The organism is Georgenia sp. Marseille-Q6866 (assembly GCF_965111665.1).
On the sequence record NZ_CBCOOR010000012.1, the window covers coordinates 57,965 to 77,461 of the forward strand.

18 protein-coding genes are annotated in these 19,497 nt (G+C 70.9%); 10 read left to right on the forward strand and 8 right to left on the reverse strand.

Going from position 1 to position 19,497, the window contains the following annotated elements:
* Window positions 1-7: 7 nt before the first annotated feature.
* Window positions 8-1,228: a pyridoxal phosphate-dependent aminotransferase gene (locus tag ACWPXV_RS11445; RefSeq protein WP_454085348.1), complete on the reverse strand. Its 1,221-nt coding sequence runs from the start codon at window positions 1,226-1,228 to the stop codon at window positions 8-10.
* A gap of 161 nt (window positions 1,229-1,389) precedes the next feature.
* On the opposite strand from ACWPXV_RS11445, the gene ACWPXV_RS11450 reads away from it, so the two are divergent.
* The 6 genes from ACWPXV_RS11450 to ACWPXV_RS11475 all read left to right on the forward strand — a co-directional run bounded on the left by ACWPXV_RS11450 (window position 1,390) and on the right by ACWPXV_RS11475 (window position 5,815).
* Window positions 1,390-1,866 (forward strand): DUF1877 family protein, encoded by a 477-nt coding sequence (locus ACWPXV_RS11450; RefSeq protein ID WP_454085349.1) that lies wholly within the window; start codon window positions 1,390-1,392, stop codon window positions 1,864-1,866.
* A gap of 42 nt (window positions 1,867-1,908) precedes the next feature.
* Window positions 1,909-2,151 carry a type II toxin-antitoxin system Phd/YefM family antitoxin gene (locus tag ACWPXV_RS11455; protein ID WP_454085350.1) on the forward strand — a complete coding sequence of 81 codons (243 nt, stop codon included), beginning with the start codon at window positions 1,909-1,911 and terminating at the stop codon, window positions 2,149-2,151.
* Window positions 2,148-2,525, forward strand: coding sequence for a type II toxin-antitoxin system VapC family toxin (locus ACWPXV_RS11460; protein ID WP_454085351.1), 378 nt, complete (start codon window positions 2,148-2,150; stop codon window positions 2,523-2,525). The genes ACWPXV_RS11455 and ACWPXV_RS11460 overlap by 4 nt, the downstream gene beginning before the upstream one ends.
* A 422-nt stretch (window positions 2,526-2,947) precedes the next feature.
* Window positions 2,948-3,817, forward strand: a complete 870-nt coding sequence (locus ACWPXV_RS11465) for a potassium channel family protein (protein ID WP_454085401.1) — start codon at window positions 2,948-2,950, stop codon at window positions 3,815-3,817.
* A gap of 145 nt (window positions 3,818-3,962) precedes the next feature.
* Complete coding sequence (locus ACWPXV_RS11470) at window positions 3,963-4,421, forward strand: DUF305 domain-containing protein (protein ID WP_454085402.1); 459 nt, start codon at window positions 3,963-3,965, stop codon at window positions 4,419-4,421.
* 86 nt (window positions 4,422-4,507) lie between these two features.
* On the forward strand, window positions 4,508-5,815 hold the full coding sequence (locus ACWPXV_RS11475) for an ISL3 family transposase (RefSeq protein ID WP_454085403.1): 1,308 nt from the start codon (window positions 4,508-4,510) through the stop codon (window positions 5,813-5,815).
* Window positions 5,816-6,423: 608 nt separating this feature from the next.
* On the opposite strand, the gene ACWPXV_RS11480 is transcribed toward ACWPXV_RS11475, so the two are convergent.
* The 4 genes from ACWPXV_RS11480 to ACWPXV_RS11495 all read right to left on the reverse strand — a co-directional run bounded on the left by ACWPXV_RS11480 (window position 6,424) and on the right by ACWPXV_RS11495 (window position 12,234).
* Complete coding sequence (locus ACWPXV_RS11480) at window positions 6,424-7,461, reverse strand: LCP family protein (protein WP_454085352.1); 1,038 nt, start codon at window positions 7,459-7,461, stop codon at window positions 6,424-6,426.
* Window positions 7,462-7,550: 89 nt separating this feature from the next.
* The gene (locus ACWPXV_RS11485; RefSeq protein WP_454085353.1) at window positions 7,551-8,462 is read right to left on the reverse strand and encodes a class C sortase; all 912 of its coding nucleotides are present in this window, start codon (window positions 8,460-8,462) and stop codon (window positions 7,551-7,553) included.
* Between the two features lie 55 nt (window positions 8,463-8,517).
* The gene (locus tag ACWPXV_RS11490; RefSeq protein WP_454085354.1) at window positions 8,518-9,918 is read right to left on the reverse strand and encodes a SpaH/EbpB family LPXTG-anchored major pilin; all 1,401 of its coding nucleotides are present in this window, start codon (window positions 9,916-9,918) and stop codon (window positions 8,518-8,520) included.
* Between the two features lie 99 nt (window positions 9,919-10,017).
* On the reverse strand, window positions 10,018-12,234 hold the full coding sequence (locus tag ACWPXV_RS11495) for a collagen-binding domain-containing protein (protein WP_454085355.1): 2,217 nt from the start codon (window positions 12,232-12,234) through the stop codon (window positions 10,018-10,020).
* A gap of 229 nt (window positions 12,235-12,463) precedes the next feature.
* Here ACWPXV_RS11495 and ACWPXV_RS11500 point away from each other — a divergent pair, with 229 nt between their 5' ends.
* Window positions 12,464-12,757, forward strand: coding sequence for a hypothetical protein (locus ACWPXV_RS11500; protein ID WP_454085356.1), 294 nt, complete (start codon window positions 12,464-12,466; stop codon window positions 12,755-12,757).
* Here ACWPXV_RS11500 and ACWPXV_RS11505 read toward each other — a convergent pair.
* The gene (locus ACWPXV_RS11505; protein WP_454085357.1) at window positions 12,754-12,900 is read right to left on the reverse strand and encodes a hypothetical protein; all 147 of its coding nucleotides are present in this window, start codon (window positions 12,898-12,900) and stop codon (window positions 12,754-12,756) included. The genes ACWPXV_RS11500 and ACWPXV_RS11505 overlap by 4 nt on opposite strands.
* 196 nt (window positions 12,901-13,096) lie before the next feature.
* Here ACWPXV_RS11505 and ACWPXV_RS11510 point away from each other — a divergent pair, with 196 nt between their 5' ends.
* The 3 genes from ACWPXV_RS11510 to ACWPXV_RS11520 all read left to right on the forward strand — a co-directional run bounded on the left by ACWPXV_RS11510 (window position 13,097) and on the right by ACWPXV_RS11520 (window position 16,187).
* Window positions 13,097-14,254, forward strand: coding sequence for a MalY/PatB family protein (locus ACWPXV_RS11510; protein ID WP_454085358.1), 1,158 nt, complete (start codon window positions 13,097-13,099; stop codon window positions 14,252-14,254).
* A 78-nt stretch (window positions 14,255-14,332) separates the two neighbouring features.
* Entirely contained in the window at window positions 14,333-15,193 is an 861-nt protein-coding gene (locus ACWPXV_RS11515) for an HAD family hydrolase (RefSeq protein ID WP_454085359.1), read from the forward strand.
* A gap of 88 nt (window positions 15,194-15,281) precedes the next feature.
* Window positions 15,282-16,187 carry a hypothetical protein gene (locus ACWPXV_RS11520; RefSeq protein WP_454085360.1) on the forward strand — a complete coding sequence of 302 codons (906 nt, stop codon included), beginning with the start codon at window positions 15,282-15,284 and terminating at the stop codon, window positions 16,185-16,187.
* Window positions 16,188-16,423: 236 nt separating this feature from the next.
* Here the strand turns inward: ACWPXV_RS11520 and ACWPXV_RS11525 are convergent, their stop codons facing one another.
* Window positions 16,424-17,785 (reverse strand): GntP family permease, encoded by a 1,362-nt coding sequence (locus ACWPXV_RS11525; RefSeq protein WP_454085361.1) that lies wholly within the window; start codon window positions 17,783-17,785, stop codon window positions 16,424-16,426.
* A gap of 27 nt (window positions 17,786-17,812) precedes the next feature.
* On the reverse strand, window positions 17,813-18,970 hold the full coding sequence (locus ACWPXV_RS11530) for a glycerate kinase (RefSeq protein ID WP_454085362.1): 1,158 nt from the start codon (window positions 18,968-18,970) through the stop codon (window positions 17,813-17,815).
* Window positions 18,971-19,497 lie beyond the last annotated feature (527 nt).

Consider the following 19,497-nt stretch of genomic DNA (forward strand, 5'->3'; position numbering starts at 1 on the left):
GGCGCCGTCAGCCACCCAGTCGCGCGAGCCCCTCGGCCGCGCGCTCGAGGACGCTCTCCTGTTTGACGTAGGTGAAGCGCACCCACGAGCCGAGCGCCTCCGCCGTCGGGGACCCCGCGGCGCAGAAGGCGCTGACGGGGATGCCGACGACGCCGGCCAGCTCCGGCAGCCGGCGGCACAGGTCGACGGCGTCGGTGAAGCCGAGCGGGGCGGCGTCGGCGACGACGAAGTAGGTGCCGGCGGCGCGCACCGTCGCGAAGCCGGCAGCGTCGAGCGCGCCGGTGAGGAGGTCGCGGCGGGACTGCAGGGAGGCAGTGAGCCCGGCGACGTACTCCCCCGTCTGCCCGTCCTCGTCCGCGAGCGCCGTCGCGACGGCGTGCTGGAAGGGGCCCGAGGCGACGTAGGTGAGGAACTGCTTGACGGTGCGCACGGCAGTGACGAGCTCAGCGGGGCCGTGGACCCAGCCGACCTTCCAGCCCGTGAAGGAGAAGGTCTTGCCGGCCGAGGAGATGGTCAGCGTGCGGCCGGCCGCTGCGGGCAGCGTGGCGAGCGGGACGTGGCGGACTCCGTCGTAGGTGAGGTGCTCGTAGACCTCGTCGGTGACGATGACGGCGTCGCGCGCGGCGGCCTGCTCGGCGAGCAGGGTGAGCTCCTCGGTGGTGAGGACGGTGCCGGTGGGGTTGTGCGGGGTGTTGACCAGGACGAGGCGGGTGCGGGCGGTGAAGGCGGCGCGCACGTCGTCGGGGTCCAGGTGGAAGCCGTCCGGGCCGGGGCGCAGCGCGATGGTGCGGTGGGTGGCGCCGGCCATGGCGATGGAGGCGGCGTAGGAGTCGTAGTAGGGCTCGAGGGTGAGGACCTCGTCGCCCGGGCCGGCGAGCGCGAGGATGGTCGCGGCGATCGCCTCGGTGGCGCCGGCGGTGACGAGCACCTCGGTGTCCGGGTCCACGCCCAGGCCGTACTCGCGGGCCTGGTGCACGGCCACCGCCTGACGCAGCTGCGGGATGCCGGGGCCGGGCGGGTACTGGTTGTGGCCGTCGCGGATGGCTGCGATCGCGGCGTCCTTGAGGTGGTCCGGCCCGTCGACGTCCGGGAAGCCCTGGCCGAGATTGACGGCGCCCGTGCGGGTCGCCAGCTCGGACATCTCGGCGAAGATCGTCGGGGCGACGGCGCCCGACGGCGAGAGCAGGCCGGCGCCCCGGGCCACGTCGATCCAGCGGTCACTACGCATGCCGCGATCCTCGCACCTCACGCCGTGGTCGCGACGCGTCGTCCAGGGCGGTGAAGCTCTCGAGCGCGTCGAGTGCTCCACACGGCCGTCCCCTCGACGCGCGCTCCACAGACCGACGACCACGCACCCGTCTTGCTCGCCGAACCGCGAACCATGGAGCCATGGGAGTTCGCTACTACGCCTACCCGCTCGCCCCCGAGCTCCTCGGGAGGGCGATGGACGATCCCCGACCGTTCCTGTCGGACGACCCGCTCGCCGACGCCTGGGGACTTGGCCGGCCCAGACACTCGCAGATGCTCTATCTCGACAAGTGCTGGCGCCAGCTCCAGAGCCTCACGAGCCCTCCCGGTGGCAGGCCGCGCCCCTCCCACGCTCTCGTTGCGGGCAACGTGACGTACGTCGGCGGGGGCTGGCTGCCGTGGACCGACGTCCTCACCCCCAGCGACGTCGACGACGTCGCTCGAGACCTCGTCCTGCTCGACGCGAGCGATGTCGAGGCCCGCTTCGCCCCTGTGGACGGTGGAACCGCTGAGGAGCGCGACGACCGCAAGTACGTCACTCACTACCTTCGCAGGACACAGGAGTTCACTGCCCAGATGCAGGAGCGCGGATGGGGCCTGGTCTACCTCATCGGCTGACGGCTCTTCCTTGGCCAAGCTTGGCCACATAGACTTGGAGGCATGCGCGTGGTGAATGTCGGCGAGGCGAAGAGCCAGCTGTCCAAGCTCCTCGCGCTGGCCGAGGCCGGCGAGGAGGTTGAGATCGCGCGGGACGGTGTGCCCGTCGTGCGGCTCGTGCCCGTGCGGCAGGAGCGGCCCGGGGCCCGGTTCCTCACCGGGGCCGGCGCTCTCGCCGGCCAGATCCGGATCGGCACCGACTTCGAGCTCACCGACGCCGAGGTCGACGAGATGCTCGATCCGTGAGACTCCTGGTCGACACGCACGTCGTCCTGTGGCAGCTGTCCGGTGAGCGCTCTGTGTCGCCCGAGGCACACAAGGCACTCCTTGCCGCCGATGACCTCCTCATCAGTGCCGTCTCCTTCGCGGAGATCGGGATCAAGGTGTCGCTCAACAAGCTCGACGTGCCACCCGGTCTGGAGGACGCCGTCCAGGCGCTTGGTCTGAGGGTCCTGGGACTGTCGCCCGCGCACGGCCTCGCCGTGGGGGACCTCCCCCTCCACCACCGCGACCCCTTCGACCGCCTCATCATCGCCCAGGCCGTCTGCGAGGGCTTGCCCGTCGTCACTGCAGACCCGCGGTTCGACGACTACCCGATCACGATCGTTCACGCTGGGTAGGCCACCTGGAGTCGTCATTCGGCGGCTACCGCGCTCGGCGCCGGCCGAAACGTCAGCAGCAGTCCCGTTTCCAGCAGCACGAGGGCGCCAAGGCCGCCGAGGACCACCCCGGGAGCACCCGTACTGGGGAGCTCACCTCCCCTGCCGGGCGCAGCAGGCGACGGCGGCCCCGGCTCGGACGGTGCAGGCCCAGGCTCCGCCGGGGCGGCTCCTCCGTCGGCGTCGACTCATCCACCTCCCCTTCGACCACACCACACCATCGCCGCGTCGAAGGTCGCCTGCCCCTCCTCGGTGAGCACCGCCGTCACGTCGTCGCGCGCCGAGCCGGACGACGGGTACTGATCCCCCTCGCCGTGCGCTCCGCGCCGCCCTGGTGTCGACTGCCGAGAGAGCCGGAGCTGAGGAGTGAGCTGTTGGGACCGATGATGTGGATCGCGACCGCCGTCGGCGCCGCGCTCGTGCTCGCCGCGCTGTGGGACGTCTTCCAGACGCTGTGGAACCCGAGCGGTCAGGGGCCGGTCTGCCGGGTGCTCATGCGGCTGGTCTGGCGGGCGTCCAAGCACGCGGGCGCTCGCGCGCAGCGGCTCAGCGGCCCAGCCACGCTCGTCCTCGTCATCCTCACGTGGGCGGTGATGGTCGTCGTCGGGAGCGCACTGATCTACTGGCCGCACGTGCCCGAGGCCTTCTCCTACAGCCCCGGCCTGATGCCTGAGGAGCGCGGCGACCTCCCCGACGCGCTGTACCTCTCCATCGTCGCCCTCGCGACGCTGGGACTGGGCGACATCGTTCCCACGGCCGGGTGGCTGCGGCTGCTCGTCCCCCTCGAGGCGCTGCTCGGTTTCGCCCTGCTGACCGCAGCCGTCTCGTGGGTGCTCCAGGTCTACCCCGCGCTGACCCGCCGCCGTTCGCTCGCCCTCCGGCTCGACGCGTTGCGCCGTGCCGGCACCGTCGAGGCGCTTCCGAAGCTGGACCCGTCCGCCGCGTCCGGGCTGCTCGGTGAGCTGTCCGACGGCGTCGGGAAGGCCTACGTCGATCTCCTCCAGTACAGCGAGACGTACTTCTTCCGTGACAGTGCCGCCCGGACCACGCTCGCGGTGACGGTGCCCTACGCCCTCGAGCTCGCCGAGGTGGCCAGGAAGAGCACGACGGAGGATGTGCAGCACGGAGGACGGACGCTCTCAGCGGTCCTCGCCGACCTCGCCGAGGTGCTCGACGACCAGTTCCTCCACACCGGCTCGGACACGGCCGGCGTGCTCGCCGCCTACAAGGCCGACCAGAGCATGCCCTCGTAGGCGAGGACGTCGCCGGTCGCGAGCCCCGCGCCGTGGGTCGACACTGGGCCGGCAACAGACCCCGAGAGTGCGGAGGTGGCCCGTGACAGGGAACGAGCACCGACAGGACCAGGACGACGACGGCGGACACTCCGGCTCCGGACGGATGTACCTGCGCTTCGGCGTCATGCTGCTGACGGCCATGGTGGTCATGTACTGGGTGATGTTCGTCGGCACGTGGGAGTGGGACCACGTGCGCTTCAGCCAGAGCCGCGTGTTCATGGCCGTGACGATGGGCGGCGCGATGGGGCTCGTCATGCTCGCGTGGATGCTCAACATGTACCGGAGCACCAAGGCGAACGTCGTCGTCGTCGTGGTCAGCCTCGCCCTGCTCGCCGGAGGGACCGCGCTGGACCGCACCCAGGCCACGGTGGGCGACTCCTCCTACATGAAGGCGATGATCCCGCACCACTCGCTGGCGATCACGCGCTCCGAGCGCGCCGGGCTGGAGGACGTTCGCGTGTGCGAGGTTGCGGTGGAGATCAGCGAGGCCCAGCGCCGCGAGATCATGGAGATGGACTGGCTCATCGAGGACATTGCCGGCTCTTCGCAGATGAGGGTGTAGAGGTAGTGGGCGCGTCGGTCGCTGGGTAGAGGTCGAGGTCTTCCGATGATGGAGGTTCCTACGCCAGCCACCCGAAAGACCTCGACATACTCGACGCTACCTTCACGCGCCCTGACCTGACCACGTTCGCCCGCCTGGACGACCTCGGCTTGGAGGTCATCGGCCAGCTGCTCGAGCCCGACCGCGCGGTGCTCGCCTGCCGAGTCACTGCGGCCGACGAGTGGTGCCGCCGCTGCGGCTGCGAGGGCGTGCCGCGCGACACCGTCACCCGCCGGCTGGCGCACGAGCCGCTGGGCTGGCGCCCCACCACGCTGCTGATCACCGTGCGCCGCTACAGGTGCACCGGATGCGGGCACGTGTGGCGTCAGGACACCACCGCAGCGGCCGAGCCGCGGGCGGCGATCTCCCGCGGCGGGCTGCGCTGGGCCCTGGAGGCGATCGTGTGCCAGCACCTGACCGTCGCGCGCGTGGCCGAGGGCCTGGGCGTGTCGTGGAACACCGCGAACACCGCCGTCCTGGCCGAGGGACGCCGGGTCCTGATCAGTGATCCCGGGCGGTTCGGCGGGGTCCAGGTTGTCGGTGTGGATGAGCACGTGTGGCGCCACACCCGCCTGGGCGACAAGTACGTCACCGTGATCATCGACCTCACCCCGATCCGCGACGGGACTGGTCCCTCGCGGCTGCTGGACATGGTCCCGGGCCGCTCGAAGCAGGCGTTCAAGCAGTGGCTGAAGGACCGCGGCGAGCACTGGAGACAGGGCGTGGAGGTCGTGGCGATGGACGGCTTCACCGGGTTCAAGACCGCCACCACCGAGGAGCTGCCCGAGGCGGTCGCGGTCATGGATCCTTTCCACGTCGTGCGCCTGGCCGGCGACGCCATGGACCGGTGCCGGCGCCGCGTCCAGCAAGATCTCCACGGCCACCGCGGACGAGCCGCCGACCCGCTCTACCGGGCCCGGCGCACCCTGCACACCGGCGCCGACCTGCTCACCGACAAGCAGCAGTCCCGGCTTGAGGCGCTGTTCGCCCGCGAGGAGCACGTCCAGGTCGAGGCCACCTGGGGCGTCTACCAGCAGATGATCACCGCCTACCGCCAACCCGACCGCGCCGCCGGCCGCACGGTCATGACCCAGCTCATCACATCCCTGAGCTCCGGCGTTCCCGCCGCTCTCCACGAGGTCCGCACCCTGGGCCGGACCCTGAAGAAGCGCGCCGCCGACGTCCTGGCCTACTTCGATCGGCCCGGCACGAGCAACGGTCCGACAGAGGCGATCAACGGGCGCCTCGAGCACCTGCGCGGCTCCGCCCTCGGCTTCCGCAACCTCACCAACTACATCGCCAGATCACTGCTCGAGACCGGAGGCTTCAGGCCGCAGCTACACCCTCAATTATGAAGAGCCACATTGCCCAGAACGGCCCGGCCACCACCGCCGCGGAGGCCGAGGCCCGGCCCGTTCCCGTCTTCGCGGAACCCGCCGAGCGGGACTGCAGCGGTGGCTGACTCCCCACACGCAGGCAGCCGCGGGCTGCGTCAGATGAACTCTTCGGCGTCCCCCAGGTCGGCGATCGGGGGGCGCGCCACTGCCGGCTGAATGTCGTCCCCGTGAGCCACGGGATCGCGCGGCGCCTCTGCGCGCTCGGCTGTGATCTCCGTGAGGTGGTCTCGCTGCGTGCCCATAGGGTCGCCTTCCGGTTCGGCTGTGGTCACCGCCCGGTGTCGGGCCTATTGATATCACGACGCGAGCCGACCGACACAATTCTCCCGGCACCATTCCAGAATGCGGTTCACCCGGCTGAGCTGAAAGCGAGACCGGCCATTCCGGCCAGCTCTCTGGCGGACCTCATTCGCTGGACTGGTTGGCGGAAACTTATGATTCATGGACGGCGTGGAGGCGAAACACCTTTCCCCTTTCCGTCACGACCATGGACGACGTCCAAGGAACGCAGTGGCGTGGCTGACCGCCGGACTTACCAGCACAGACAGAATGGATGACCGACCGGGTCAGTGGACCTTCTCGCCCAGGCGCGGCGCGATGTCGGGGTTCGCGCGGAGGAGCTCGTGGACGGTGCCGTCGGTGAAGGCGGCCGAGACACGCGCCATGGGCTTGTCGTCGAGCACGACGATCGACTGCCGGCCGTCGGGGCTCCAGCCCGTGCCGCGGTAGGGCGCGGTGATGAACTGGATGCCCTCGGCCCTGAGGTGTCGGGCGCCGATGGCGAGGTCGCGCATCGTCCCGAGCGTCAGGCTGTCGTCCACAGCGACCGACTGGGTCGCGGTGTCGAGGAAGCGGGCGAGCCGGAGCGGGTCGGTGAGGAGGTCGCCGTCGACTGCCCGCGCCATGACGGAACGCATCCAGTTCTGCTGGCGCTGGACCCTGCCGAAGTCACCTCCCTCGACGTTGGTCCGCTCGCGCGCGTAGTGCAGGGCCTGGGCGCCGTCGAGCCGGTGCGGGCCCGGGTCGAGGACCTCACCGCCCACCTCGAGCGGCTGGCTGAGGGTGATGTCCACCCCGTCGAGCTCATCGGTGACTGCCACGAAGGACTCGAAGTCGGCGACGACGAAGTGGTCGGCACGGACGCCGGTGAGGTGCTCGACGGTGTCGATCGTCAGCTGTGGGCCGCCGAAGGAGAAGGCGGCGTTGATCTTGTGGTGCCCGTGGCCCGGGACCTCCACCCAGGAGTCCCGGGGAATCGACATGGCCGTGAGCGATCGCCGGTCGGCCGAGAGCTGCACGAGCATCATCGCGTCGGTCCGCTGCGCGCCCACCTCCCACTGGGTCGGGTCACCGGCGGAGATTCGCGAGTCGGTCCCGAGCAGCAGGACGTTGACCGGCTCGCTGTCCGCGGCGAGCGCGGCGCCGTGGTGCAGGGTGAGTCCGGGGATGCGTTCGATGTCCCGGTCCAGCCGCAGCTGCACGCCCAGCAGGAGCGCCGCCGCGCTCACCGTGAGCACGATGATCATCGCGACCGCCACGACGAGGGCGATCACCCCACGACGACGGCGAGGTTCGTCCCCGACCGTCGCAAAGATCTCCGCCATGTCCGCCCTCCGGAGCTGTGTCGAACGTGCCGCGGATCGGGTGCCCTGCGGCCGCCGGTCCGAGGCGCGCGCTGCACGGCAGCGCACTACTAGGACAACCCGCCGGGATGGGCGCCGTGCACGCTGACGCGGGTACCGGAAGATGATTGGCCCGACGGCGGGCGGTGATGAGGGTGAGCACGCATCCTCACCCTGCCGCCTCGGTGAGCCGGCTCCTTCCTCGTCGGCCGAGCGACGAAGGCGATGCCGCCCACGGTCACCCCGCCGGCCGCCACGGCCCACCACGGGAAGCCCAGCGCCTGGGAAGGCTCCCCCGCCACGGCCCCGGGCGCCGTCCCCACGCGTTCGGCGACGACGACGATCCGCTCGGTGTTCATCCCCAGCGGCGTGCAGGTGATGAGCGTCAGCAGGTCCCGGCCCTGCTGGACCGGCTGGTGCTCGGCGTCCCCGGGAGGCAGGACCTCGTAGCTGACGGCCTCGTAGGTGAGCACCTCGCCGGCCACCTCGACGATGACCTCGTCACCCACCGTCACGTCGTTGAGGTGGGTGAACGCCGTCGCGGTCGCGAGGCCGCGGTGCCCCCCGATGACGGCGTTGGTGCTCGGCCCGCCGACCGGCAGGCTCGTGCCCTCCACGTGCCCCAGCGCCCGGCTCAGCACCTCCTCGCTCATGCCGTGCCGGATCGGCTGGTCCAGCGCGATCGACGGGATCCGCAACCGGGCCATGACGTCGGTGTCGCCGACGGTGAGGATGGAACGGTAGCCGTGCTCCTCCAGCCCGACGCCGTAGAGCAGGGCGTCGTTGTACTCGCGAGCGCGCTCGAGCACGCGGGTCCGTTCGGCGGGGACGAGTGTGCGCATCGTGCCCGCGAGCTCGTCGTTGGCCCGGTCCTGCTCGAGCTGCATGAACCACGTCGCCATCGGGGCGTAGAGCATCACCATCGCCCCGCCCCACACCATGAGGGCGATGACGAGGCGGGTGGGTCTGCTCAGCGTTGACACGGGGTCCTCCGGGAGTGCGGCCGGGCGGCCCGCAGCGGGCCGCCCGACCACGGTCCTAGCTGTGGGCGCGGGCCTTGCGGCGCTTGCTCGCGACGGCGAGGCCGGCGCCGCCACCCATGAGCCCGAGGCCGAGGAACCCGGCCAGGGCCATCCCCTGGGCACCGAGCACGGGCAGGGTCACGCCGTCCCGCTGCGCGTTGGCGATCTCCACCCGGTTCTCGCCGGTGGTGATGGTGACCGGCTCGATGGTGCCCGCGGCCGTGTATCCCGCCGGGGCCTCGATCTCGACGAGGTGGACGGTCGTGCCGGCGCGGAAGCCGGGCAGGAGCACGGTTCCGTCCGTGCCGGTGGTGAACGTGCTGACGGGGCTGCCGTTGACGACGAGCTCGAGCGGGTTCGTCCCCTCCTTCGCGTCGTCGGCACTCGCGAAGGCCTGGAACACCGCACCGGCCAGCGAGGCGTCGTCGTCGCCCTCGGCGTACTTGTAGATCTCCAGGGAGCCCCACTCGCTGACGGCGGTGGCCGTCAGCCGTGCGTCACCGATGAGGAGCTCCGCGGTGTTCTCGATCGTGCCGTCCCCGATCTCCACCACGGTCGTCTCGCCGGAGAGGCTGAGCGTGGCAGTGGGCCCGGCGATCGTCGCGAGCTTCGCCAGGCCGCTCGCCGTGAACGCGATCGTGGCGGTCCGGGTGCTGGGGTCGAAGCCGCCGCTGTAGTCCTCGGTGTCGCGCAGGCCCACGTCGGTGGGCTGGGTGGTCACTCGGAAGGTGTCGACGACGTACGTCAGGCGCGGGTCGAGGGTGTCGGTGACGACGTACCGGGACAGTGGCTGTCCCGCCGTGGCAGCTTGCGGGACCGATCCGGTGATCGTCCACGTCACGCGGTCTCCCAGCGTGACCGCGCTCGCGTCGTCGACCGTCTTGTCCGCCGTGACGACGGAGCTCTTCGGGACCACGTCGACCTCGTAGAGCCACCCGCCGACCACGTCGTCGTCGGGGTACGGGATCGTCACGAGGAACGGCGCCGTCCGGGCCGCGACGTCGGGGCGGTGCCCCGTCTCGGTGACGTAGTAGAGGCCGAGCTCGAGGTTCGTGAAGACGGCCTTGCCGTCAGCGCCTGTCGTGGCGGAGCCGGCGGCAACCCGAGTGGCTAGGTCCCCGCTCACGTCGTCGACGTGGATGTCCTCGACTGCCTCCCAGCCGGCGGCGGTCGTGAGGTCCACCTGCTTCCCGTCGTACGCGGTGACCCGCTCGATGGTGAAGGTCACGCCGTCGATGAGGATGGGCTGGGCATTCTCCGCCACGCGGGCCTGCGCGGTGATGGTGAGCTCGCCGTTCCTGGCGACGTCGATGTTCGAGGGCGGCGCAGCCGCGGTAGCCGATGCGGTGACGGCGAGGCCGGGGACCACGAGGGCGGCGACGGTCAACGCGAGGGCAGCGCGGAGTCGCTTGGGCACAGGGAGCATGCTGGTTCTCCGGTTTCTCCGGCGGTGGCCGGCTGTTGGTCCCGACGGGTCTGGTTGAGCCGTCGGAGTGGGAGCAGGAGGGGTGCGCGACTACGTCGCGCTCGTGGTGCGGCGGCGATGGAGAACGACGCCGGCGGTGAGACCCACGGCCGTGACCGTGGCCCCGCTCGCGAGGAGGGCAGAGCTGCTGAGGCCCCCGAGGGGAGGCAGGGCGATGGGGCTCGGCACGAGCGTGACGAACCGGTAGATCTCGTGGGCGCTCCCGGCGACAGAGATCGCTGACGCGTCCACGCGTTCCCAGTGCGAGCGGACCGCATGGTCCGGCGCCGTGGGAGTGGGGCCGACGTACCGCTCGACGGCCACCTGAAGGGCGGTGCTGGGCACCCCCTCACCGGGGTGCTCGGCGAGTGCGTACTGGTGGCCCGGCCGGACGAGCACGGTGTTGCCGTGACCGGGGGACGTCGCGCCGTCGACGGTGGTCGCGCGCAGCGCCCCTCCCCCGGCGCCCGGCGTGGCACTGAGGTCCCAGGCGGAGGGCGCGGTGCCGGTGTCCCCGGTGACCGTCTTGAGCAGGGTGAGCCGCGCGGTGACGGCGGTGACGGCGCACGTCACGTGGGTACGATCGGGGACGACGACGGCGCCGTCGACGACGTCGACCGTCACCTTCACGCCGTCGTCCCGCTCTCCTGTGCACTGCCAGGGACCGTCCCGCACGTACTCGGGCGGCCCGCCGCTCTCCTTTAGGGTGTAGCGCACGCTGGCGTCCACGGGCGCGGTGGCGGTGCCGCGCCCGGTGACGGCGGGCTCGCCGTCGGGTGCGGTGGCCGAGAGGGTCCAGGCGGCCGGGTCACCGTCCGGCACGTTCATGTGGAGCGTGAGCACCGGGCGCGCCTCGAGGCTGAAGGTGTTGGTGGCCTTGACGGCCTGCGTGGTCCCGGAGGCGATGGAGAGGTTGACGGCGCTGACACGCAGCCCGCCGACCGTGTATTGGACACCGTCGAAGACGGCACCGGCGGGGGCGGTGACTGCTCGCTCGGTGACGGACACCGCGGTTCCCGGGACCAGACCGGTGAACGACCGGGAACCGCCGTTGGCCAGCCGCACCGCCTCGGTGGCGCCACCGATGGTCACGTCGAAGACGAACTCCCGGGCTCCGACCAGCGCAGCGCCGTCGCCTGCCACTGCCTTGGTGAGGGTGAACCCACCGGTCGGGGGCGAGGGGCACGGCAGCTCGCCGAGGAACGTGTGGTGGTGGATCTCCCCGCCGCCGGCCGTGGTGACGTTCTTCGCGAACCACTGACCGTTGGTGCTCCTGTCGGAGCTGAACTCGAGGTCGGCGCGCGGCGCCCAGATCGATCCGAGCTCCAGGCCGTCGACCCGGACCGTCCCGGTGACGCCGGAGAGGTCGAGCAGGATGTACCGCGCGTAGGACTGCTGGGCGTTTGCGTCGAGCGACCAGCCCTCGACGTTGATCTGCCCGATCGTGGTGGTGCCGGCAGGAACCTTGACGATCAGGGGCGCCTGGGCACTGGGGACGTAGGTCGACGCCGCGCCCTCGAGCTTGATCACCTTGCCGGCGACGTCGCTGTAGGACACGACGTTGGGTCGGGTGCTGTCGAGCGTGGAGATGTACGCGAGGTTCCAGTCCTGCCGGACGTCGACGACGTTCAGGAGGGACGGCTTCGCGCCGTACATCCGGCTCAGGCACTGACTGGTCCGCGCCAGCTGGGCGTCGACGTCGAAGTAGGCCGCCGCGCTGGACTGGCTCGTTGTCACGCGCTGCTTGGCGGTGGTCGTGTAGGGCAGCGCCTTGAGGTCGAGGCGCCCCTCGGTGTCGCTGCTCGAGCTGAGCAGCCGCGTGAACTGCCCGTTGACCTCCGGGACGGCGCTCAGGTTCCGCGTGTCGGCGAACTTGGCGATGGCCCGAGACTCCGCCGATCCCGCCGGCGCGTTGTCGTTGGTGAGATCGATGTTGCCCTGGCCGGTGAACTGGCCCGCGAGGACACGGACCGGGTCGCCGTCGATGGTGGGGGCCCCGTAGTCCCCCATCCCCGACGCCCGGTGCCGCACCGGGAAGTTCCCGGTGCTCGACGACACCGACCCGAAGGCCGCGATCGCTCCCTCGAGCTCACCGTTGCCCAGGGCTGCGTCTCCCTGCGCCAGGACCGTGAAGCCCCGGTTGATCTCGAACGGGTTGAACGGCTCGCTCGCGGCCTGGGCGGGAGCGGCGAGCTGGAGGCCGCTGAGCGCGAGGGTCGCGACGGCGACAGCCGCAGCGCCGACGAGCCGTACTCGGGTGCGCGTCATTACACCCCTCCCCTGCGTTCCATCGCGTGTGGGCGTCACATCCCGATAGCCTCATGCTTTCGGAGGACCCTTTCTATCCTCCTTTCGGAGGGTATGCCAGCGACTGTGGCGAACATCACGTCCGAAACCTCGCAGAATCGTCGATTTCCGGACGACGGCCACCGGGCAGGCTCGGGCCGGCGCACACTCGCGCCTACTCGACGTCACACCCTCCGGTCACGATGGGACCGTGACTCAGGAGCTGCTCGCGTGGGACGCGCACGCCACGCTGTGGCAGACCGTCCTCAACGAGGAGTCCATCCCCCACCGCCGCGCCCAGCGCAGCTGCGACCTGCCTGTCCCCGTGACGGCACGGCTCGTGTGGGAGCGCGACGGCGTGGAGCACCTCGAGACCGTCGCGTGGGCGTGGACCTCACGCAGCGTGCTCGTCGAGCTGCACGACAGGCGCCGTCAGACCATCGGCGTCTGGCTACCCGCACACGACGCCCGGCGCTCGGCGAGCGCCGGAAGACACCTCACTTAGACGGCTTCCTCGCCGTAGCTGTCGGTGACGAGGCTCTCTCGCAGCCGCGACTGCACCGTCGCGTGCTCCGCCATGAGGGCTTCGTACCACAGGGGCACGGCCTTCATCTCCGACGTCCGGTCAGCTGCCTGCTCTTCTCCCATGGGGCTCCCCTCCCGCCGGGTATCGGCACCCCGCCCGGTGCCGATATGTCCGACAGTAGACGATGACTCCCCGCGGAGCTCAAATTCCGCTACCGGCTGACGCGTGCGCCCGTACAGGCGCCTCGGGTGCGAGGGCGCGGTTAACCTCGGGTACGACAGCCCCGGCCACGGGGCAGGCCCGCACCCAGGAGGACCCGTGCACCCCTTCGACGAGATCACCGTCGACCAGCTCCGCGCCGCGGGCAGCACCAAGTGGACGACCTTCCCCGACGCGCTCGGGGCCTTCGTCGCCGAGATGGACTTCGGCGTCCCACCGCAGGTGGCCGACGTCGTCCGGCAGGCCGCCGACGCGCACGCCATGGGCTACCTCCCCGCCGCCGACCGCACCGCCGCCAGGCGCGCGACGTCGCAGTGGCTGGCCCGCAGCTTCGACTGGCACATCCCCGAGGACAACGTCCACCTCCTCCCCGACGTCCTGTCCGCCATGCGCATCACCATCCAGCGCTTCACCCGGCCCGGCTCCCCCGTCATCGTCCCGACGCCGGCCTACATGCCCTTCCTCACCGTGGTGCCCGCCCTGGACCGGGAGGTCATCGAGGTTCCCTCGCTCCTGGACGAGGACGGCCGCTACCGCCTCGACCTCGAGGCCATCGACGCCGCCTTCACCGCCGGCGCCGGCCTGCTCGTGCTGTGCAACCCGTGGAACCCCGTCGGCCGCGCCCTCACCCGCGAGGAGCTCACCGCCGTCGCCGAGGTCGTCGACCGTCACGGCGGGCGCGTCTTCTCCGACGAGATCCACGCCCCCCTCGTGCTGGACGACCTCCCCCACATCCCCTACGCCTCCGTCGACGAGCGCACCGCCGGCCACACCATCACCGCCGTCGCCGCCTCCAAGGGCTGGAACATCCCCGGGCTCAAGTGCGGACAGATGATCCTGTCCAACGACGACGACGTCGCCACCTTCGCCCCGTACGCCACCGACGCGAGCGACACGGTCGGCCTCCTCGGCGGCCGTGCCGCCATCGCTGCCTACACCCACGGCCAGGACTGGCTCGACGACGTCGTGGACTACCTGCGCGGCAACCGCGACCTCCTCCTCGAGATGGTCGACCAGATCCCCGGCCTCACGGTCAGCCCCGTCGAGGGCACCTACATCGCCTGGCTCGACTGCCGCGAGCTCGACCTGCCCGGCGGCCCGGCACAGTTCTTCCGCCGCGAGGCCGGCGTCGCCCTCACCGACGGCACCCAGTGCGGGGAAGCCGGCGACGGCTTCGCCCGCCTCATCTTCGCCACGCCCCGGCCCATCCTGCGGCAGGCCCTGGAGCAGATGCGCGCCGCCGTAGCCCGTGGCTGAGGAGGCCGCGGTCACAGCCCTTTCTCACGCCGCGACGTAGCGTGGAGGGAGAGCCTTCCCATCGAGCTGAGGAGTGTCGTGAAGCCCTGGCCTGAGATGGTCCCCCGCCTGGTCGCCACCGACATCGACGGCACGATCGTGCCGCACGGTGGCACCGTGAGGCCCCGGACCCGCGCCGCGTTGCAGCAGTACCTCGAGCGAGGCATCGACGTCGTCCTCGTGACGGGGCGCCCGCCACGGTGGCTGCCGCCGGTGGTCGAGGCAACGGGCCTCACCGGACCGGTCATCGCCGCCAACGGGGCGATGGTCGTCGACGCCCAGTCGCTGGAGCCGACCGAGCTCAAGGCCATCACGCTCGAGCAGCTCACCGAAGCGATTGAGCGCTTCACCGCAGCGCTGCCGGACGCCGTGTTCGCGGTCGAGACGCCCTCGGAGCTGCGCATCGGCCCCGGCTTCGCGGAGGCGCCAACGCGCGGCCCGCGTGAAGGCCTCACCCCGGAGGGACCGCCCATCATCGAGGCGTCCTCCATCGACAAGCTGATCCAGACCGCGGACGTCATCAAGATTCTGGTCCGCAGCCCCGCGTCCGACCCCGACGAGATGCTCGACACGGGCCGCGCCGAGGCCGGACACGTCGTGAGCGTGACCCGATCCGGCGTCGCCAAGCCGCTCCTCGAGCTCGGCCCGCTGGGCGTCACCAAAGCCTCGACCCTGGCCGAGTACGCGCGTACCCGCGGCATCGATCAGGCGGATGTCGTCGCCTTCGGGGACATGCCCAACGACGTCGAGATGCTCCGCTGGGCCGGCCACGGCTTCGCCATGCACGGCGGTCACCACGAGGCGCTCGCCGCAGCGCCCCACGTCGCCCCTCCCGTCGAGGAGGACGGCGTCGCTCAGGTGCTCGAGACCTTCCTCGCTCTGCGGCCTACCCACAGCTAGACCGCTCGCCCATCCTCCACACAGGCCAGTACGGCGGCACGCGGAGCATACGGGCCCGTGTCGCTGCGAAACCTGCCAGGATGCCCTCGTGACCGGGTTGCTGAATGTTCATGTCGACGGCACCTCGTCGCGCCGGCCCGCCGGCCTGCAGATAGCGCAGGTTGTTCTGGGCGCATTGATTTTCCTCCTGACGGCGCTCGGATTCTTCCTTCCTGACGGGGCAAAATGGCTCACGGGCATACCGGTAGCCGCCCTGGTGTTCGCCGGGCTCATCGTCACCTGGAAGAAGTCGGAAGCGGAGCAGGCCCTCCGGAGAGACTCGGAGAGGCTGGCCAAAGCGGAACGTGATCGTAGTGCGGTTCTGTTCGGCCACAATGTTCGCGAAGTTCTCGACACCATTGACGGTCTCGTCGAGAAGAGTCCGGGGAAACGCTCGGATGAGGTAGCAGCCGTACGCCTCTCGGCCGCGGTCCAGACCAAGGAGGGGGTCAGCCCGACCGATGCCCGGGCCGCTTACTTTCGCGTAGCAGACATCACCGCCCCGTCACGCACGATGAGTCCCGACAAGGTCGCAAGCAGCCCCGAGCGGCAGGACCGCTTCACCACCGTTTTCGACGAAGCGAATCCAGCAGACTCGGATGTGTGGGAGATCGTCGATGGCCACAGACCCCCCGCGTTCGTCGAGGACACCGCACGCTGGGTGGTAGAACGCGCCAAGGGCGACACGGTACCGACCTACGGCACCTTCATCACTGTCCGCGTCCAGGCAGGGGGCATTCCCTTCGGCGCACTGACGGTAAACGCAATCAGGCCAGGTAGCCTCCTCAAGGAGGATCGCTTGTTCGTGGAAGCGATTGCCAGCTTGCTCGGAATCGCTGAGCTGTTCTGCCTCACCTACCCCGCGTACCAGAAGGCCGTCACTGCCACGGCCAGTCGAGCCGCGGTGTCGGCGCAGGCGAGTACAGTGGGCACCTCAGAGGGAGGCGCAGGATGACCGTAATTTGGGATGCCAGCGGTGGAACATACATCGCGGCACCTGACGTGGATGCCCGCAGGGCCGCTATTCGCAGGCTGCTCCGGGAGATCGAGGACGAGCCCGCGAGCAACGAGGTGGCGGAGGAGCGACGGCGCGCTCGACTCCGTTGGTCGAACCTTGAACCTCAAGACACGGACGAGACCCCGTAGCGGTGTAGCAGCTCCCTCCTAGCGCTGTCAGTGAGGACACAAGCGTTACAGGGCAATGAGGCTGACTACCCAGGTGGCGAGGATGGCGGCGACGCCCTCGATCGCCGTGGCCGGGGTCAGGGTGCGGTAGGCGGTGGCGACCGGGATCCGGCTGAGCTGGGAGACGACCCAGAAGTAGGAGTCGTTGGCGTGGGAGACCACCATCGCGCCGGCGCCGATCGCGAAGACCGTCAGCACGGCGCCCATCGTCTCGCCCAGCCCGAGGCTCTCGAGCATCGGCGCGACCAGTGCCGCCGTCGTGATGATCGCGACCGTCGAGGAGCCCTGCGCCGTCTTGAGCGCCGCCGCGATGATGAAGGGCACGAAGATGCCCAAGCCCAGCGTGCTGAGGTTGTCGGCGATGAACCCGGTGAGCTCGCTCGCGCCGAGGACCCCGCCGAAGGCCGCCCCCGCGGCGGTGATGAGGAGGATCGGCGCGGCGACGCCGATCGAGCCGGTGACGATGTCGTTGAACTGCTCGAGGCGACCCTTCCCCCTGAGGAGCAGGACACCGAGCGCGAAGCCGATGATGAGCGCGATCGACGGGGACCCGACGAACTGCAGCGCGGTGAGGAGCGTCCCCTCGCCGAACGGGGCGCTGGGCAGGTTCCCGAACGAGGCGAGGCAGATGAGGACGATCGGCACGAGGATCGGCAGGAACGCGAGCGACGCCGGGGGCAGCGTGCCGTAGCTGGCGCGCAGCTCCTCGTAAGACTGGTCGAGCTCCGGCTCCCCCGAACTCTTGGGGAGCAGCTCGAAGCTCTTCCTCCGCAGCGAGCTGGCGAACAGGAGCGCCGCCCCGCCCGCCACCGCCGCGATGGGCAGCCCGAGCCCGATGACGAGCCCGAGGTCCTCGATGACGCCCAGCTCGCCGGCCGCCGCGAGCGGGCCGGGCGTGGGCGGGACCATCGTGTGCGTCGCGTACAGGCCGGTCATGAGCGCCACGGCCATGCCCACCGGGGAGACCTTCGCCCGCACGGCGATCGCCTTGCGCAGCGAGTTGAGGATGATGAACCCGGAGTCGCAGAACACCGGGATCGCGACGATGTACCCGATGACGCTCATCGTGAGGTTCGGGAACCGGGTGCCGAGCACCTTGATGAGCGCGTCCGCCATCGAGATGGCCCCACCGGAGCGCTCGAGCACCAGGCCGATCATCGTCCCGAAGAGGATGACGAGCCCGATGTTGCCCATCGTGTTGCCGAAGCTCGTGAGGATCGTCGGCACGATGTCGGCGGTGGGTAGGCGGAAGGCGAAGCCCCCGATGATCGCGGCCCCGATGAGCGCGAGGAACGGAGAGATCTTGAGCTTCGCCGTCGCGAACACGATGGCCGCGACGAGCGCGACGAGGATGAGGACGTCGATCATGAGGTGCTCCCTTGCACGTGGTGGTCGTCAGTGGCGGCTGCGGGCGAGGAGGCGGCAGACGGCTTCGGTCGCCTCGGCGACGAGCTCGGCGGCGCCCTCCCGGAGCTCGTCCTCGGTGGCCGGCCCACGGGCGATGGACACGGCCGCGGCCAGTCCCGCCGCGGCGGCTTCCGCCGCCGACAGCTCGACCCGACCGGCGACGACGACGATCGCCGCGCCGTCGGGAGCGCAGTCCCGGACGCCGTCGACGACCTTTCCGCGCAGGGACTGCGCGTCGAAGCTCCCCTCGCCGGTGAGCACGATGTCCGCGTCGGCGAGCACGGCGGGGAGCCCGACGGCGTCCGCCACCAGCCGCGAGCCCGGCACGATCTCCGCACCCAGGACCGCGGACAGCGACGCGGGCAGACCACCGGCGGCACCCATGCCCGGCGTGTGGAGGATCGCGGCCTCGTCGGTGCCCGTCACGTCGGCGAGCCGCGTGGCGAGGTGCGCCAGGCCGGCGTCCAGGGTGGCGACGTCCGACGGCGTTGCGCCCTTCTGGGGGCCGAAGACGGCGGCCGCGCCGCGTTCGCCGACGAGCGGGTTGTCGACGTCGACGGCGATGCGCCAGCTGGCCTGGCGGGCGAGCGGGTGGAGGTCGTCGAGCTCGATGCGGTCGATGGCGGCGAGCCCTCCCCCGCCCGGCTTGGTGGGGCGGCCGTCACTGTCGAGGAAGCGCACGCCGAGCGCTCGGAGGACGCCGGTGCCGCCGTCCGTCGTGGCGGAGCCACCGATGCAGAGCAGGATCTCCCGCGCCCCGGCCTCGAGGGCGGCGCGCGCGAGCGCACCGACGCCGGCAGAGTCCGCGCGCAGGGGCTGGAGGGCGACGTCGCGCACGTGCGGGAGCCCGTTGGCCTCGGCCGCCTCGATCACCGCCCTCGTCGCGTCCGCGGAGAGCCCGTACCTGGCGGTCCGCGGCCGACCAAGGGCGTCGGTGACGTCGTGGCGCAGTTCGCGGCCGTGCCAGGCATCGAGCAGCGCGTCGAGGGTGCCCTCACCGCCGTCGGCCATCGGCACCGCGGAGATGTTCGCCCCCGGACCGAGTGCGCGACGCGCTCCGTCGGCCATGGCGCGCGCGACCTGCAGCGCGCTGAGGCTCCCCTTGAAGGAGTCCGGCGCGGCGACGACGTTGAGCACCGGCTGCATGGAGGAAAGGCTATGGCCCGGCGTGCGCGCCCACCTGTCGCGGAGATCGCTACCTGACGACGTCGCCCGCTTCCGCGTCGATGGCCTGTCTCAGCCGCGTCCGCACCGCCGCATGCTCGGCTGCCAGGGCAGCGCGTCCCGGCTACACGGTCCCGGTCCTGACGCTGGCACGATGCCCCAGTGCCCGCTGCGACTGAGACCGTCCCTGTCACCACCTCCGCCCGGATCCGAAGCTGGCTGAGCTCGCGCTCCTCGCACTTCACGCTCGCGTCGTGGCTGGTTCGCCACGCCCCGGCCCATCCTGCGGCAGGCCCTCGAGCGGATGCGCGCCGCCTCGCGTCCCGCTGACCGGGGACAAGCGGACGCCGCGCCGGAGCCGTCATGGGGAGGACGGCTCCAGCGCGGCGCTGGTCCCGGTCCGCACCGCTACCGGGCGGTGGAGCGGTAGGAACCGGGGTCTTGAGGCCCGGTCCGCACCGCTACCGGGCGGTGGAGCGGTACGAACCGGAGGTCTTGAGGCCCCGGTC